Origin of the sequence: Pseudoalteromonas sp. TB51 (assembly GCF_000498055.1) — a bacterium.
Lineage (GTDB): Bacteria > Pseudomonadota > Gammaproteobacteria > Enterobacterales > Alteromonadaceae > Pseudoalteromonas > Pseudoalteromonas atlantica.
Genome location: NZ_AUTO01000151.1, coordinates 1 through 14,511 on the forward strand (window position 1 = coordinate 1; position 14,511 = coordinate 14,511).

Annotated in this window: 16 protein-coding genes and 2 pseudogenes; 5 read left to right on the plus strand and 13 right to left on the minus strand. The window is 38.0% G+C overall.

Going from position 1 to position 14,511, the window contains the following annotated elements; genetic code table 11:
* From L650_RS24520 to L650_RS0107785, 3 genes and pseudogenes are all read right to left on the minus strand, one after another.
* On the minus strand, positions 1 to 283 hold a 283-nt coding region (locus tag L650_RS24520), incomplete at its 3' end, for a methyl-accepting chemotaxis protein (protein ID WP_223230553.1).
* A 4-nt stretch (positions 284 to 287) separates the two neighbouring features.
* Positions 288 to 911 carry a methyl-accepting chemotaxis protein gene (locus L650_RS24525; protein WP_223230554.1) on the minus strand — a complete coding sequence of 208 codons (624 nt, stop codon included), beginning with the start codon at positions 909 to 911 and terminating at the stop codon, positions 288 to 290.
* Between the two features lie 712 nt (positions 912 to 1,623).
* Positions 1,624 to 2,577: pseudogene (locus L650_RS0107785) on the minus strand (LysR family transcriptional regulator).
* Positions 2,578 to 2,721: 144 nt separating this feature from the next.
* Between L650_RS0107785 and L650_RS0107790 the strand changes: the two are divergent.
* Positions 2,722 to 3,543 (plus strand): annotated as a pseudogene (locus tag L650_RS0107790) (DUF4437 domain-containing protein).
* A 73-nt stretch (positions 3,544 to 3,616) separates the two neighbouring features.
* On the opposite strand, the gene L650_RS0107795 reads toward L650_RS0107790, so the two are convergent.
* On the minus strand, positions 3,617 to 4,198 hold the full coding sequence (locus L650_RS0107795) for an outer membrane beta-barrel protein (protein WP_029772764.1): 582 nt from the start codon (positions 4,196 to 4,198) through the stop codon (positions 3,617 to 3,619).
* Between the two features lie 476 nt (positions 4,199 to 4,674).
* On the opposite strand from L650_RS0107795, the gene L650_RS0107800 reads away from it, so the two are divergent.
* Positions 4,675 to 5,991 (plus strand): tyrosine-type recombinase/integrase, encoded by a 1,317-nt coding sequence (locus L650_RS0107800; protein ID WP_029772765.1) that lies wholly within the window; start codon positions 4,675 to 4,677, stop codon positions 5,989 to 5,991.
* A 54-nt stretch (positions 5,992 to 6,045) separates the two neighbouring features.
* Here L650_RS0107800 and L650_RS24285 read toward each other — a convergent pair whose 3' ends face one another.
* From L650_RS24285 to L650_RS0107845, 7 genes are all read right to left on the minus strand, one after another.
* On the minus strand, positions 6,046 to 6,213 hold the full coding sequence (locus L650_RS24285; RefSeq protein ID WP_164835547.1) for a hypothetical protein: 168 nt from the start codon (positions 6,211 to 6,213) through the stop codon (positions 6,046 to 6,048).
* Between the two features lie 8 nt (positions 6,214 to 6,221).
* Entirely contained in the window at positions 6,222 to 6,947 is a 726-nt protein-coding gene (locus L650_RS0107810; RefSeq protein ID WP_029772766.1) for a zeta toxin family protein, read from the minus strand.
* Positions 6,948 to 6,955: 8 nt separating this feature from the next.
* Positions 6,956 to 7,303, minus strand: a complete 348-nt coding sequence (locus L650_RS0107815) for a hypothetical protein (RefSeq protein WP_029772767.1) — start codon at positions 7,301 to 7,303, stop codon at positions 6,956 to 6,958.
* Between the two features lie 241 nt (positions 7,304 to 7,544).
* Positions 7,545 to 8,411 (minus strand): hypothetical protein, encoded by an 867-nt coding sequence (locus L650_RS0107820; protein ID WP_029772768.1) that lies wholly within the window; start codon positions 8,409 to 8,411, stop codon positions 7,545 to 7,547.
* Positions 8,411 to 8,638, minus strand: a complete 228-nt coding sequence (locus L650_RS0107825; RefSeq protein ID WP_029772769.1) for a helix-turn-helix transcriptional regulator — start codon at positions 8,636 to 8,638, stop codon at positions 8,411 to 8,413. The genes L650_RS0107820 and L650_RS0107825 overlap by 1 nt, the downstream gene beginning before the upstream one ends.
* Positions 8,639 to 9,311: 673 nt before the next feature.
* Complete coding sequence (locus L650_RS0107840; protein ID WP_029772772.1) at positions 9,312 to 9,689, minus strand: hypothetical protein; 378 nt, start codon at positions 9,687 to 9,689, stop codon at positions 9,312 to 9,314.
* Between the two features lie 77 nt (positions 9,690 to 9,766).
* Positions 9,767 to 9,976 (minus strand): hypothetical protein, encoded by a 210-nt coding sequence (locus tag L650_RS0107845; RefSeq protein ID WP_029772773.1) that lies wholly within the window; start codon positions 9,974 to 9,976, stop codon positions 9,767 to 9,769.
* Positions 9,977 to 10,088: 112 nt separating this feature from the next.
* Here L650_RS0107845 and L650_RS0107850 point away from each other — a divergent pair, with 112 nt between their 5' ends.
* Entirely contained in the window at positions 10,089 to 10,352 is a 264-nt protein-coding gene (locus L650_RS0107850) for a helix-turn-helix domain-containing protein (protein WP_029772774.1), read from the plus strand.
* Between the two features lie 75 nt (positions 10,353 to 10,427).
* Here L650_RS0107850 and L650_RS0107855 read toward each other — a convergent pair whose 3' ends face one another.
* Positions 10,428 to 12,392 carry a retron Ec67 family RNA-directed DNA polymerase/endonuclease gene (locus L650_RS0107855; RefSeq protein ID WP_085065442.1) on the minus strand — a complete coding sequence of 655 codons (1,965 nt, stop codon included), beginning with the start codon at positions 12,390 to 12,392 and terminating at the stop codon, positions 10,428 to 10,430.
* A 616-nt stretch (positions 12,393 to 13,008) separates the two neighbouring features.
* Here L650_RS0107855 and L650_RS0107860 point away from each other — a divergent pair.
* Both L650_RS0107860 and L650_RS0107865 read left to right on the plus strand, forming a co-directional pair.
* Positions 13,009 to 13,230 (plus strand): hypothetical protein, encoded by a 222-nt coding sequence (locus L650_RS0107860; RefSeq protein ID WP_029772776.1) that lies wholly within the window; start codon positions 13,009 to 13,011, stop codon positions 13,228 to 13,230.
* Entirely contained in the window at positions 13,223 to 14,104 is an 882-nt protein-coding gene (locus tag L650_RS0107865) for an integrase (protein ID WP_029772777.1), read from the plus strand. Before L650_RS0107860 ends, L650_RS0107865 begins: the two co-directional genes overlap by 8 nt.
* Before the next feature lie 32 nt (positions 14,105 to 14,136).
* On the opposite strand, the gene L650_RS24290 is transcribed toward L650_RS0107865, so the two are convergent.
* Positions 14,137 to 14,511: hypothetical protein (locus L650_RS24290; protein WP_029772778.1), on the minus strand; the 375-nt coding region annotated here is incomplete at its 5' end.

Here is a 14,511-nt window from a genome sequence, read left to right on the forward strand (position 1 = left end):
GTTCGCCTGCCCGCGCGGCTTCTATGGCAGCATTGAGCGCCAGTAAGTTAGTTTGCTCTGATATTGCTTTAATAACATCAAGCACCTGCGTAATTGACTTTATCTCACCTGAAAGCTCAGTTACCGAGGCAACCGAGGTAGCCATGGCGTTTTCTAGCTGCTCCATTTGCTTTATCGTGCTATTAACAAACTCCACCCCTTTATGAGTTGCTTCTTCTGTTGAAGTCGCAATGTCAGAGGCATTACTGGCACTGTTTGAAATATCTTGTACGGTTACTTCCATTTCGTTAACGGCTGNCCGCCACCGTTTGCGTGCTCGATGATTGCACCTCGGCCAAGTTAGCCGCACCCTGCACTTGTACTAACACATTTTCTGAAATGCTTTTAACGTGGTTTGCTGAATCCGACACTTGCTTAAACATGCCATGTAACTGCTCTAAAAATAAATTAAAGTTAGCGGCAAGCTCTGATATTTCGTTGTTATCGTTAGTAGGCAGCCTTACGGTTAAATCGCCATCTTTTTTAGTTAACGCGCTCACTGCAGCAGTTATGTTTTCAATGGGTTTAAATATTTGCGACACTAAAACTCTGGCCAAGGCAAAGCCTATAATGGCGATGATCACACCAAATAATAAATTGCTATTAATGGCACTATTTATTGGCCCGTATAACTGCTGCTCGGGCACTTCTGCCACTAAATGCCAACCTAATGACTCAATAGGCGTACTCGACACAACATAATCTTCACCTGCCATTGTTTTACTAATAATGGCGCCATTTTTAATATCGTTAATATTAATTTTTTGACCCATTTTACTTCTGTCACTGTGAAGCATTACCTCACCTTCATCAGAGACCAAATACACCACGCCGGCTTCGCCAATACGGTATTCGTTAATTAGGTTGATCATAGAATCGANTCGCCGTTAATTTGCAGTGCATAGTTAATAAAAACTACCATGCTATTTGTGGTTTTATCTATATCCAGTGCTATTTCAAAGGGTCTGTTAGAGGATAAAAACTGATCAAACCATACATCTTCGCTTCTATCTATCTGTCTAGATATGCCAATATCGGTGTAATAGTTGTTGGTATTTTTGGAAATTATATAAGCAATAACTGCGTTGTTATCTTTTTTAATACTGGCTAAATAATTAATATAATCGGTTCTTGCTTGCTCACTCTCACCGTTACTTAGCCACTGTTTAACAAAGCTGTTTTGCGCAATTTCTTTGGCAACAATTATAGGAGTGGCAAGTTCGAGTTCAATTTTGCTTTTTACTTCACTCAGTGCGGTGGGTAAATCAACCTTTGCGAGCTTTTCATCGGTATGATTTTGAATACTATTTGAAAATAAAAATGTAGAAACCGCTAACGGCACAACAATAGCCAAAATAAGGCTAATATAAACTTTTTGTTTAAGTAACATACGATACCTGTAAATGGATAAAGGACTTAACTAACACTTGCTTAGAATAAATATAGGATCGGCTGAGCAATAAGCCCAATAATTAGAAAATAGAACATAAAAGAAGAGCGTGTATTTTAATTTAATCCACCACAGGAAAGCGAATTAAATTTTAAAGGCGCAAGGCTAGCAACACTAACCTCGCGTAAGATGCACTAGGGGGAATCGGGCCACTCTTGCTCGTTAATTACCCCTTGCGCAATCAGGTTTTTTCTCAATTGGCTAATAGTGTGTTTTAACTCATCACGAATAAGCCTAATGGCAGGCGTTATAAGCTGGCGGCTAGGTAGTACTAACCACATTTCAGTGAGGGGGATTTTGTAATCGGGCATTAATCTTTTTAATCTGCCCGCTAATAAATCTGCAGCTACATCAATGGCCGATTTTTTGGCTATTCCAGTGCCATCAACACACCAACGCCTTACTATATCGCCATCGTTAACGGCGCGGTCGCTGCTCATTTTAACCTTGTATTTTTGGTTATCGTTATACAGCTCCCACCCATCATGCACTACCTCGTAGAGCTTATATAAAAGGGCATTATGATTCAGTAAGTCATCTGGCGTTAACGGCTCACCGTGCTTTTTAATGTAATCAGGCGAGGCGCATAGCACGTGTGCAATGTTACAAATTTTAAAGCCGTATAAATTTAGCTCCTGTGCGGCCTCTTTAGTTAAGGCGCGCAGCGCAACATCAATTCCATCACGGTAAAAGTCAGCGCGGCTGTCGCTTGCTTATAAGCGCAGCGTCACTTCGCTGTGTTTATCCATAATATTATTTAGTAATACCCGCATAAGGTTGCGCCCCATTTCCGATGACACTGCTATTCGCACTTCACCACTAATAGATTGCTGTTCCTCATGAATAAGCACTTGCCCTTGTTGCAATAAATCGAGTGCCTGCTGACACAGAGGTAAATACCGTTCCCCTTCGGGCGTGAGGCGTATTTGCCTTGTTGTGCGCACAAATATTTGTGCCCCAAGCGCCTGCTCTATACGCTTTAATGAGACACTTGCAGCCGATGAGCTCATATCTAATTGATTTGCAGCAGCTGTAATTGATTGCAGCTCAGCCACTTTGAGTAATACTTGTAAATCAGCTATTTTCATCAAACCCTCTTATTGCATAAACCAGCATGCGTAACTATAGCGTTATTATCCACGTTTTTGCGAAAGTGTATTTAACTTATGCCCATTTATTGACTGAATTTTAAGCCGTACTATAGCGCTATACCAACTTAATGGAGCTTTTAAATGAAATTTTTACTAAACGCATCAACTCTTGCACTGGTTGCAACACTTATATCAACGCCAGCCTCTGCAGAGCAAAGCACATCACAAGTTGTTGCTGCAAGCAATATTGACTGGGGTTACTTAAACCCGCTACGTGGTGATAAAAGCCCTGGCGCTGCAGATTTATGGGGAAACCGCACAACCGACACTGCAACAGGCATGTTAGTACGCTTTAAAAAAGGCTTTGAATCTCCGCCGCACATTCACAACATTACCTACCGCGGTATCGTTATTGAAGGGCAAATGCATAATGACGACCCAACAGCTGAAAAAATGTGGATGCCAGCGGGTTCGTTTTGGACACAACCTGCAGGTGAAAACCACACCACTGCAGCCAATGCTGAAACAAATTTAATTTACTTAGAAATCGACTCTGGGCCGTACTTAGTTAAACCAACTAATGCCCAGTTTGATAATGGTGAGCGCCCGTTAAACCTACATGCAGACAACATAGTATGGCTAAACAGCAGCGATTTAAACGACATTAACGCCCAAGGCGTGTAAACCACCTACCTTTGGGGAAGTACAGCCGATATGAACGGCTCAATGATTAAACTTCCTGCCGGCTTTAAAGGTGAAATAAAAACAGATGCAAGCGAATTTCGTGCTGTTGTTATAGCCGGCGCCGTAGAGTACAACTCAAGCGAGCAAAATAAAGCGCAAAACCTAAGCGCAGGTAGCTATGTAGAATCAACCGGTAACTTTACCCACACGATTAAGAACACTAGCGACAAAACAGCCACTATTTACATTCGTACTAACAGTAAGTACCAAGTAGATTAGAAACTACTTATAAAAAGTAAATGGCATAAAAAAAGCGCACTGTTTAGTGCGCTTATTTTTTATTTATTAATACTTAAAAGCTATAACGAGCAGTTAAGCTTACTAAATCTAGCTCGTCCAATGAGGTGTAATTAGCCCCAAGTGAAACGTTGTTATTAATGTAGTAACGTGCGCCCACACTGAAAGATGTTTCACTCTCATCTGCAATATCGACATTGCCTACTCGGCCATCTAGCTCAATATTATCACTTATCATAGAGCGAACACCTACAGATAGACTATAGCCATTTTCGTCATTCGAAGCACTACTTCCACGATACGATGCCTCTAGCTCTACGTTTTCGTAAGTTGCTAAACCATAAAAGTCAGTGTTCGCGCCAATAGCTGTGCGATAACCTATTCCAGCACTAAGCCAGTTTAAGTCCACATCAACACCATCATCTGAATTACCCAGAGTTTGGTATTGGCCAGATAGGAAAAAGTTTTCGCCTAATAGCGTACTACCATCAAATGTCCATCCATCTGCATCATCGCCATCAATATCACCGTCAAGATAACCAGCAGCAACATAGTTAAAGTTAGGTGACTCTGCAAAAGCAGCTGGACTTGTAATAACAGCTGTCACTAGCAAGATTGCAATTTTATTCTTTTTCATAATACTTCCTTTTAAATTTCTTTTAACAACCTTAAATTGCCCCTAAAAAGTACACAACTAGGTTTTTGATTGCAAATATGAATCTAGCAACCGAACCAACATATGTCGCTGTTATTAGTAAAAAAGAAAAATGATTGAAGCTGGTTTTTAAATAATAGAGACGGTATAGGCACACAAACAACTAACCTAAATACTGTATAAAAAGTACCGTAGAAAATATTTTGTATTGGCTATAACTATTTAAAAAATTGGAAAGCTTTGAAAAGTGGTGGCCCCTCCCAGACTCGAACTGGGGACCTAACGATTATGAGTTGCAAAACAAAGACTTACTACGAGTTACTTTTTGATATAACTATTTACTAATTTTCATAGCTATATCATGGGGTTATTGAATAAAACCCACCTCTGATGCATAAATCATTATGTATTTCAGAACGTTAAATTTTACGTTCAAAGTAGCACAGAGGTAGCACCATATGTCAGACACAAAATTTCGCTTCACAGAATTGTCGCTTGAAAAGATAGAATCAAACGGTAAACGCACTCGCTACTATGACAGTCTATTGTCAGGACTCATTTTAGATGTGAGCGTAGCTGGTAAAAAATCATTTAGAGTTTATAAAAAGATACCAGGGAGAGATACTCCTATTAATGTCACCCTTGGTTACTTTCCATCAATTGCACTCGATGATGCAAGGCGAATGGCTAGAAAGGTAATGGCAGATATAGCTGAGGGTATTAATCCTAATGACCTTAAGCGCCAGTTTAGAGCGGCTTCAGTTACCTTGAAAGAAGCTTTTGATTCATACATCGAATCTAGAGATCTCAAGCCTATAACTGAAAGAGGTTATAAACAAAAAATGGACTGCTATCTACCGGACTGGCATAACAAGCGCTTAGCCGATATTAATCAAACAATGATTTTAAAGCGCCAACGAGAAATCACCTCAAGAAGCCCTGCTCAGGCAAATTATACCATGCGCCTAATGCATGCTTTATTTAACTTTGCTAAAGCTGAATACAAGTCTTCAGAAGGTCGTTCACTATTTCCAGAAAACCCTGTAGATGCTCTTTCTGAAAAACGTAGTTGGAATAATATAAAACGTAAAACAAGACGGCTGCGCCGTTCACAGCTAAAACCTTTTGTAGATGCATTATATGAAGTTAGAAATGAAGCTGCTAAATATCGTCAAAATACTCGCGTTGGTTTTTGTGATTACCTAGAATTTTTAACCTTTTCAGGCCTGAGAAGGTCTGAGCTACTGCAACTTCCATGGTCACAAGTACACCTTGAAGATAGGATATTCATTTTAGAAGATACAAAAAATGGCTTAGATGTTGAGTTTCCTATAACGGATCGCTTAGCTGAGATATTTCGTCGACGAAAAGAGTACAAAGTATCTGACTATGTGTTTGGAACAAAAAGTAACAAAGGCTACCTCACTGATCCTAAAAAAACATTGAAACATGTATGCCAAATTGCAGGAGTAAAAATCACTTCGCATGATTTGCGCCGCACATTTACATCAATGGCAGAGAGTAGCGGAGTGTCAGGATACCTCCTTAAACGTCTTCTAAACCATATTACAGATAAAAGTGATGTAACTGCTGGCTATTTAATTTTAACCGCTGAGGAGCTTAAAGAGCCTGCAGAAAAAGTAACAGAAACAATAGCCAAATATGCAGGTTTGATTGAACAAAAGCCTAACGATCAAATGAGTGAAATGAAAAGTCTGTTGGCCAACTTAACTAAGGAACAAAAAGTTGAGCTGATGAGCACTTTGTTAAGTTGATATTTATAAATTTCTTCTAAATCAAAAAAGTCCCTATACGGGACTTTTTATTAATTATCGTTGACCTACAGGTGCTTTGTTTACTACCTGTACTTGAGAGGAAATTGCTCGCTCAATAACTTGATTATAAACTCGCTTTTTCTCACTTGAACTTGAGTCAAGTACAAAGTCTGAAAGCTTAGAATTTTGAGCTTGCTTTGGCTTTATTAAATTTGAAAACATAGGTACTCCTAAAGCTCGTTTTTTGAGCTGGACGGTGATTCTATCAGGCTCTGTAGATCTTCTCTAGTGAATTTTTCATCTAAATGATGCTCAATTGCCTGAACGTTATCATGATAAAAACGTGTTCGACCCTTATTATTCTTAACCAATAAATCTACTTTAATTTGACTTCCAAACTTTAATTTAAGTTCCTTGATAACATTTTGTGATGCAAAAAATTGATCTATAAAAGTATTTGGTAAAATTCTACGCCCTTCTAACTTCTCTCTGGCTTCAACAAATTCCCATGCATACTCTGGCTTTTGGTACACAAACAAAATAAGCACTTTTCGACCTTTACGAATAGAACGCTCAATATTTTTTTCTGCAACATCATAACTTGCCAAGGTACCATCTAACAAAAATGACTGCTTGTTTTTAAAAGCATGATCAAGTGTTCTCTCAACAATAAAAGATACAGCACGATGAAATAAATAAGAGTTATCACCTGTATAACCAGGTATTAGTTCTCTTAACTCATCTGGATCAAGCCTGAGTACATTATCAGCACCAATTTCTTCTAAAAAAGCTTTTGAAGCTTCAGTTTTTCCTGCGCCAGGCGAACCTGCCATAAAAACAGAAACCGGCCTGTTATCGGGAGGAAACCGATCTTTATCTGTTAACTCGCGAGCTATACGAGTCCTATTATTTTTAGCATAGGCAATTGCCTGTCGCTCTAATTCTTCTGGTGTCATATGAAGCCTTATGATTCTCTATTCATTATGTCACTTAAGTGCCTATTAGCAAGTGATTCAAATTCTGAATATACCCTATGAGTTTGGGCAGCCTCTTCTCGTTTTTCTTTTGGTGCATTAGCTCTTTGCCTTTTTTCGAAGAAGTCATCAGGGAGAGCGATTCGAATCAGGTCCTCAATTCGCTTTTTTGGCTTAAAATTATGCTTTGTGCTTGCAGAAGAGAGTGCAAATTTTAAAGTTCTTTTTTTATCAATGATAAGATAAAGAGTCATCCCCACAGCCTTGTATAACTGAAGGTCTTTAATGTAAGGCAGGTTCTTCATGTACTTTTCATACTTATAAGTTTTTTTATTCACAGTTAAGTGTCCTTAATAATAAGATTTTTGGATATTGAGAATTTAAGGTATTAAGCTGGGAGCTAGAGGCCTTGATAATAAAGGGCTGCATTGGTGGTACTGTCCTTCAGTGACAAACATTTGCACGCCAGTAACAAACATTTGGTTATCAGTGACATAAAACTGTTCGCCAGTGACAAACTTTTGTCCGCCAGTGACATTACTAGCAACTACTTATACATAATTTGTAAGCAACTAAACACTAGCCTCCTCTGCCACGAAGTAGATAGTTGTTAGGTGGAATGACTAAACCTTTGTCCTCTTTATCTACACGAATGCCTGAATGAGGATGGCAGTCAAGAATGAAGTCTAAAGCGAGCAAAAATCGCCGTTTAAATCTACTAAAGGCTAATCGTTTAAAATAAGGAAAGATGTCTTTGTGGAGAGTCACCCAAGGAACAAAACCAACTCTTTTGCGTCCGTAACCTCGACGTATGAGAAATAGGTAGAGATCATGGGCGAGAACAATGTCCTTAGCTCGAGCAAGTTGAAGGAATCTTAAATCAATGGGGATGATACTTTTATCATCGGTAATCAACGCCTTAAAACTGCTCGAGGGAGTGTAGAGAACCTGCTTATATTTAGCGTTGAATTGACCAACGTCATACTCATTCGTGATCACATTATCTGCTTCAGCGAAAAACCCTCTTCTTCGAGTTTTATCTTCTGAATTATTAGTTGAAACAACTGTAAATGTAGTATCAAACACTCTTTCGAGAGAGAGTAAAAAATTAGCGTATGTGCCACCTGATATACAGTCTTGCCCTGTTATTTGATGAAACAGGTCGCTTACCGATTTGGCTATGACGTATGAGGGTAGTTCAGGCCTTCGACTGATCTGTGTTGTAAGATGAGCAATAATCAACCTTGCATAATGACCATGAGGCAAGATTTGAGGACTACTCAACATTACAGTTTTGTACTTGCCAAAACCTTCGACATTGCACTTCTCAAGCTTTTTAAGAGGCAAAATACATGGGTCTATTAAAAATGAAGGGTATAAACCAATGGTGCGCTCTTCTATAGGGCACTTTGTAATTATTTCTATGTTGTTATGAGAAAGAGCCATTAGTAATGAACCTCCCCGCTGCGAATTAAAGGCTGCGTTTCAATCCAGTGGTGGAACTCTGATATAGGAAATAGTGTTTTGCCTCCTTGCTTAATATAAGGTGGCATTGAGTGACGAGCTTTCGCTTGCCTATTCTCACTTAGCTTATTGTATAGGGTCTGCTTAGAGCAGCATAAAGCTTCAGCAACTTCATCTGCTGTATAAAATTGAGGTTTGATTTTCGGCATAAAGCACTCCGTTTACTAATATATGGAATGCCTTACTATTATGGGAATAAAGTTACTGTTTTCTCAAAAAAGCTCCCCCAAAATGCAATACCCTTTTTTATATACAGCATGTATATAAAAACAGTATTAGAAGAAAAAACTGTTGTATTCCGAAAAAATATTATTAAGTTAAGAAGTCGGTCAAAAACAAAGGAGCCGACAAAATGACAATTAAGAAGAAAGAAAAATATAAGAATTACTGTAAAGTTATAGAACTTAACAAAGTAGATAATGTTTATAAGCTACAAATCAATTTAACTCTAAGATACTGGCTAATGCTGATATTTTTAGTTTTCCCCAGTCACCTTGTTAACTCTAAAATTGAACATGTTTCTCAAGCTATTTCTTCTTTAGGTGTACTGTAAAGTGATTAATTAATAGTAATTAACTGTGCACCTTTGGGTAGGTGCACTAACTATTATTTTTAAGATAAAACAAAACAGCGAAGAAGATCACAAGACTTAGAATCAAAGCGCAACCAACTAACAAAGGAGCCATATCTAAATCCTGCCTTCTTTAATTGCTGTGAAAAGATCATTTTTCAGCTTGTCGTAGCGTCGAGTAGCGCGAATCGCTAACACCATTAAAATCCACATTTGAAACCATTCGTATAATGTCATAACTGCAATCTCAGCTAATGCTTTGCACTTGAGTATAGAAAAGATCCTTCCCAATTACACAAAGCAATAATCCACTCACTAATATTTTGTTGCTTCTGCTCATTACAGCCCATGAAGGGGAAAGTGATTTTTTTGCTTCGAGATTTGAAATGACTGAAAGGCTCTAACCTAATATCCCAAACCTCACCTATTTCATTTGTTATATCGAAAGCCAGTGCTTTCTGAGAAATCAAAGCAAAAAAGATTTCCTGCTCTGACTGCACTTCTTTTTCAAATGATAGTCCTAATGGCTCACATTCAGCTTCGATACCAGCTAGGCGGCTTTGAAACTCAGCTACTACAGGTATAAATGGCCTTAGCTCAACATTTTTGTATAGATCTAAAAGTAGCATTACATTACTCCTGAAATTAGGCATGCCTAATTTTGCTCACTACCCTATTCTTTAAAGTTAGGCATGCCTAACTATTACTAGTAATAGGTGTCGTAAAGCTCTCCACGTGATTGTGCATCTTCAGCTTCTTCACGCGACATAAATTCACCATCAGCGATAATATTGCCCATACCATCATTCAATTGATCTAGTTGCTCGTTTTCGTTCGACGACTGCTCATCGCTTGTAAATATACTTACCAGCAAGTAGATAGCCCCGATCAATACACACACAAACGTTTCAAGCATATTCATTCCTCCAAACTAAATTCGTTACAAAAGCAAAAGCTAAGTATTCCTTAGTATCTAGATTCAATTAAAGCTAAGAAACTCTTAGTTTTCAAGCTAAGAGCAATAAATAATGAAAACTAATGACGAATCACCATTTCCAAAGCGCTTAAAAGAGGCAAGAAAAGCCAAAGGGCTATCGCAAAAACAATTGGGAATTTTGGCTGGAATGGATCAGTTTGCAGCATCAGCAAGAATGAACCAGTACGAAAAAGGCGTACACGCCCCAGACTTTAAAACAGTGAAAGCACTGGCTGATATTTTAGAAGTACCAACTGCGTACCTGTATTGTATTGAAGATGAGTTAGCGGTGAAGATTTTACTTTGGCTTAGTTAATAGCTTAACTACTTCTTAAAAATTAGTTTTTGGTAATTTGAACTTTTTATTGTCACTAAAAAGGTTTAACAAATCTTAATCAAGGTTCTGCTTATCATAGCTTTTAATAATATCAGCTATGTCAGCTAATATTGGCTGAAATTCATCAAATTTTATTTTATCTTTTTTAGGTTTGATAACATACTCGGAAAAGTAGGCCTTACCATAGTGCTTACTTGAATCTAGCCCTTTATTTTTCCGATAAAAAACTTTCCCTTTTAACTTTTCATCTAACACTGACTTATCAAATAAGTCTTCTATATCTTTTATCTCATTACCACTACTGTCCTTAGCTGGAATAGGGACAATATAAACATTTTCAAAGTAATAATACTTATGTCTGTGTTGTGCCTTCACTTTTTTTGCTTTTCTTGTTTGATCTCGAATCTTTCTAGCCTTCTCAATAAAACCTTGCCCTGCACCATCGTTGTCCACGATAAAAATAACGGGGTATTCTTTTCCTTCACATTTATAAAAGCTCATAAAACGTTTATAAATACTGATTAAATACTCTAACCCTGGAGTGCCTTCGGCAAGTCTTAACATATCAGTATTAGTTGGCGTCCTGTTAAAGAAAGAAACCTGTTGAGAGCCAGAGCTATTTTTAGCTAATTGAGGAAATGTATTGGCAAGCCTATCAATTGCACATTTTAAATAAATATTATCTGTCTTGCCCTCACCTATGATTAGCGGTTTTTTCAAAGCATAAAAATATTTATAGAATAGCACTTTACCATACAGATTTTTAATGCCGTCTAGCGCAATAACGTGGTTATCATCTTCATAAGATTCTGACCTATCAACTGTTGGAAACGTTATGCTTCCATTTGATTTTGTTCTAATACCATTATGAATATCAGGTCTAAAACCTTTACGTACAAATTTATTGCGATAAGACTTTATATTAAAAATATAAGCAAGCATTCCAATAAGAGGGTCTACTGACTCTATCTGTTTTACTTTCTTTTTTGCTGATGTCGCTCTTACTACCCGTCGAAAAAGAATTGAGTAAAGGCGTTGATACAAACTTTTTTTTGATTCATTCCTGATTTTAGATGTACTAGGGGCTGGTCTATAGTAGAAACCATATTTAAACAGACTATGGGCCATCGCCCTAGCATTTCTATAGTACACATTACGTACATTTACTTTTTTATTAACAGTAAGCCCTGTAACTTCCTGAGAAGAAGTTTTGTATTGCATTCGACACTTTTTTGAATTTATCTGGAAGCCTGATTTGATTATTGACGCCTCTACTTCCTTACCTAGCCGCCAATCCTCTCTTCCAAATCCAAAACGAGGCTTAATAGCTATTTCTTTAGGAAACAATTTCTGATTTGTTGAAAATGTTAAATCATCAACATATCTAGTGTAAATACAGCCATACTTCTTCGCTATGCTCAACAACTCAATATCTAAACTTTTGCAAATGAGATTTGAAATAACTGGCGAGGCAGGACTACCTTGGGGCAACTCATTTTCAAAACAAGATATTTGTGCAATAAGAGTTGCAACTTTTGGATGTAACCTAAAGTTTTTATTTTTTATAAAAAAACCTCTTACACGACCAAAATTAAACGATGGGAAAAATGATCTAATATCTATGTTATAAACATAACGCTTATTTGTATGCATAGAAGCATTTGATGCTATAGATAATCCTTTTTCGTAGCCATGAGAGATTGACTTTTTAGCCCTTTCTGATTGAGGTAAGTGCTTATTCTCTCCTTTGAAGGATTTTATGCTCTGGTTTGTAGGCTTTAATTCATCAGAGCACGAATACAGTAGATCGGCTAGTTTTCTTTGAAGTGCTTTTAATTTTTCGCATGGCTTAGATATTGTTCGTTTGCCTCCAGACTTTTTTGCTACATCAAAACAAGTGTACTTATCTTCATCAGGTATTTTGAATAAGATAAACGCGAGAGACTTTGGTTTGTAACCTAAAATAGGGGCAAAGTCATTTATCGACTTACTTTTTCTTAGGGCTTCCAGCTTAGACAACCATTTAATCCTTTAGGCTATTCACTTAATTTAGAGGGCTTACGGGCACTCTTTTGCGAAATGATGATAGGACGAATTGTCAACATACCCGGACGAGCCGATAAGGTAGCAGACACAAAGTAACATTTAAATCAAAAACTGCGATACGCAGTCCAAATCTGCCCGTAAGCCTTCTAAAAATATCAAAAAGCTCCCTATAGTTCAATACAATAAAAGTGAGGCATCATGAGCAATAGCCTCCTCTTTTCTGGGCTTCGCCCATACCCCGCTATGTAGAAGCCTAAAATAGGCTTGTACATAGCGGGGTATGGGCTCTGAGCATCTTACACGCAGATTTTTATTTGCAGATTGAAATATAAATTAAAGCTGCTAATCTAAATATTAATCAAGCCCTAAGGGCAAGAAAAAAACAGGCGCTCTTCTGCTGCCTTCAACACGTTGTTACATTCTCTGTGACACCCATTTCAGAAGCTTTCAGCTTCATTATAAAACCAAGCCTTTTGATTTTTAGGCGCGATCAGTCCGAGCCTTACGCATGCGTAAAACAGGGGCGAATAGGCGTTAGCCGCTGAGCTTTATCAGCCAGTTTTTCTTACAATCACACCGGAGAATAACTATGACCTTTAATGCTAAAGCAGAAGCATTGCGCCTAAAGAATGAGAAAAAATTGATCAGTAAAAAACGATTTAAGCCATCCAAGCTCGATAAACATAAACAACAACTTCTAGCTCTTTACGAAGAAGATACGAATATAGCCAACCTACAAAGATGGCTCTTGCGTAAAGGAGTGAGAGCACATTGGACAACTGTAAAACGGTGGGTTGATAAAAATGCCTAAGTTCGCAAAACCAGAAACGCAAGCGGAAAAGCTGGCTAAAAACTTATTTAAGCACAAAATTATTAAATCTCTAGGTACTGCTCGAAGTTATAAAGCTGCACTTATAAAAATAGCTCGGTGGTCAAAAGATATTGGAATTAATGGTGTACAGGGTATGAGCCTTCAAGATGCTTATAAATATCTTGATTACCGCAGTGAGTTTGCAGGCCAAAAAACGCTGGATATGGAACGACAAGCAATTCAAGCTATGTTTAAACTCAACGGCAAACTTGGGCCTAAAGAAACACTGACTGTAATAAAATCTGAAAAAGAGATAATCGAAAAGTCTCGCGCCTACACTCCTGCTCAAGCTCATGCAATTAGTGAACACCAAACTAGAAAATATAATTTATCTACACAAATAGCCTACGCAGCAGGGTTAAGAGCCCATGAACTTTTAACGATTGCCAGAGTATCAGAGCGAAAAGCAGATAGCCGTCCAGCACTAGACAGCAAATGGCTTGGTCGAGAAGGTTGTATTTATACAGTGAAAGGCAAAGGTGGCCTAATCCGTGATATACTAATACCTAACGCACTGGCTACACAACTAGAACAAAGGCGCTTAGCGCAGCCAATAACGGTTCGTGATAGGGAAATTAACTATTTGCAACGTTATGATATTGGTGGTGGTCATAAATGGTCATGCTCATTCTCAAAAGCATCTAGTCGAACACTCTTTTTTTCAAATGGCGGTCATGGCCTCAGGCATAGCTACGCACAAGAGAGAATGGCTGAGCTAAGGAGTTTCGGTTTAAGTAGGGCAATAGCTCTCGAGACAGTATCGCAAGAGCTAGGCCATTTCAGGGCTGAAATTACTGAGGTTTACTTGAGATAGAAATTCAGACCGTTAAATACACTTTTGTTTCGTTAAGTTTTGCAGAATTTTAAGTCTTTAAAATCTATTTCCTTTTTTTTCATTACTTTTGCTGACTCAAAGAAAATAAATAGTTTTTTCGATTTATTACTATCAAGAAGTTCCTTTTGCCCCTTCAAACTGAGAAAAGCAACTGATGTAGAATTAGGCTTTACCTCTCTATCTTCATGCAAGAGATTAAATTTTTGGTTTGTGGCTGTAAAGCCACTCAGCGTATTGCCTTTGAAATCAGCTTGTAGCCTCCGATTCACTTGAGAAATCAGTTCCAAATCTAAAAATTTTCCATCTTCACCAACTACACCAAACCCCTCCACAAAACAACTGGTCTGTCCCGTATTTAAGATAGTAAGCTTTAATGCATCGGCAGG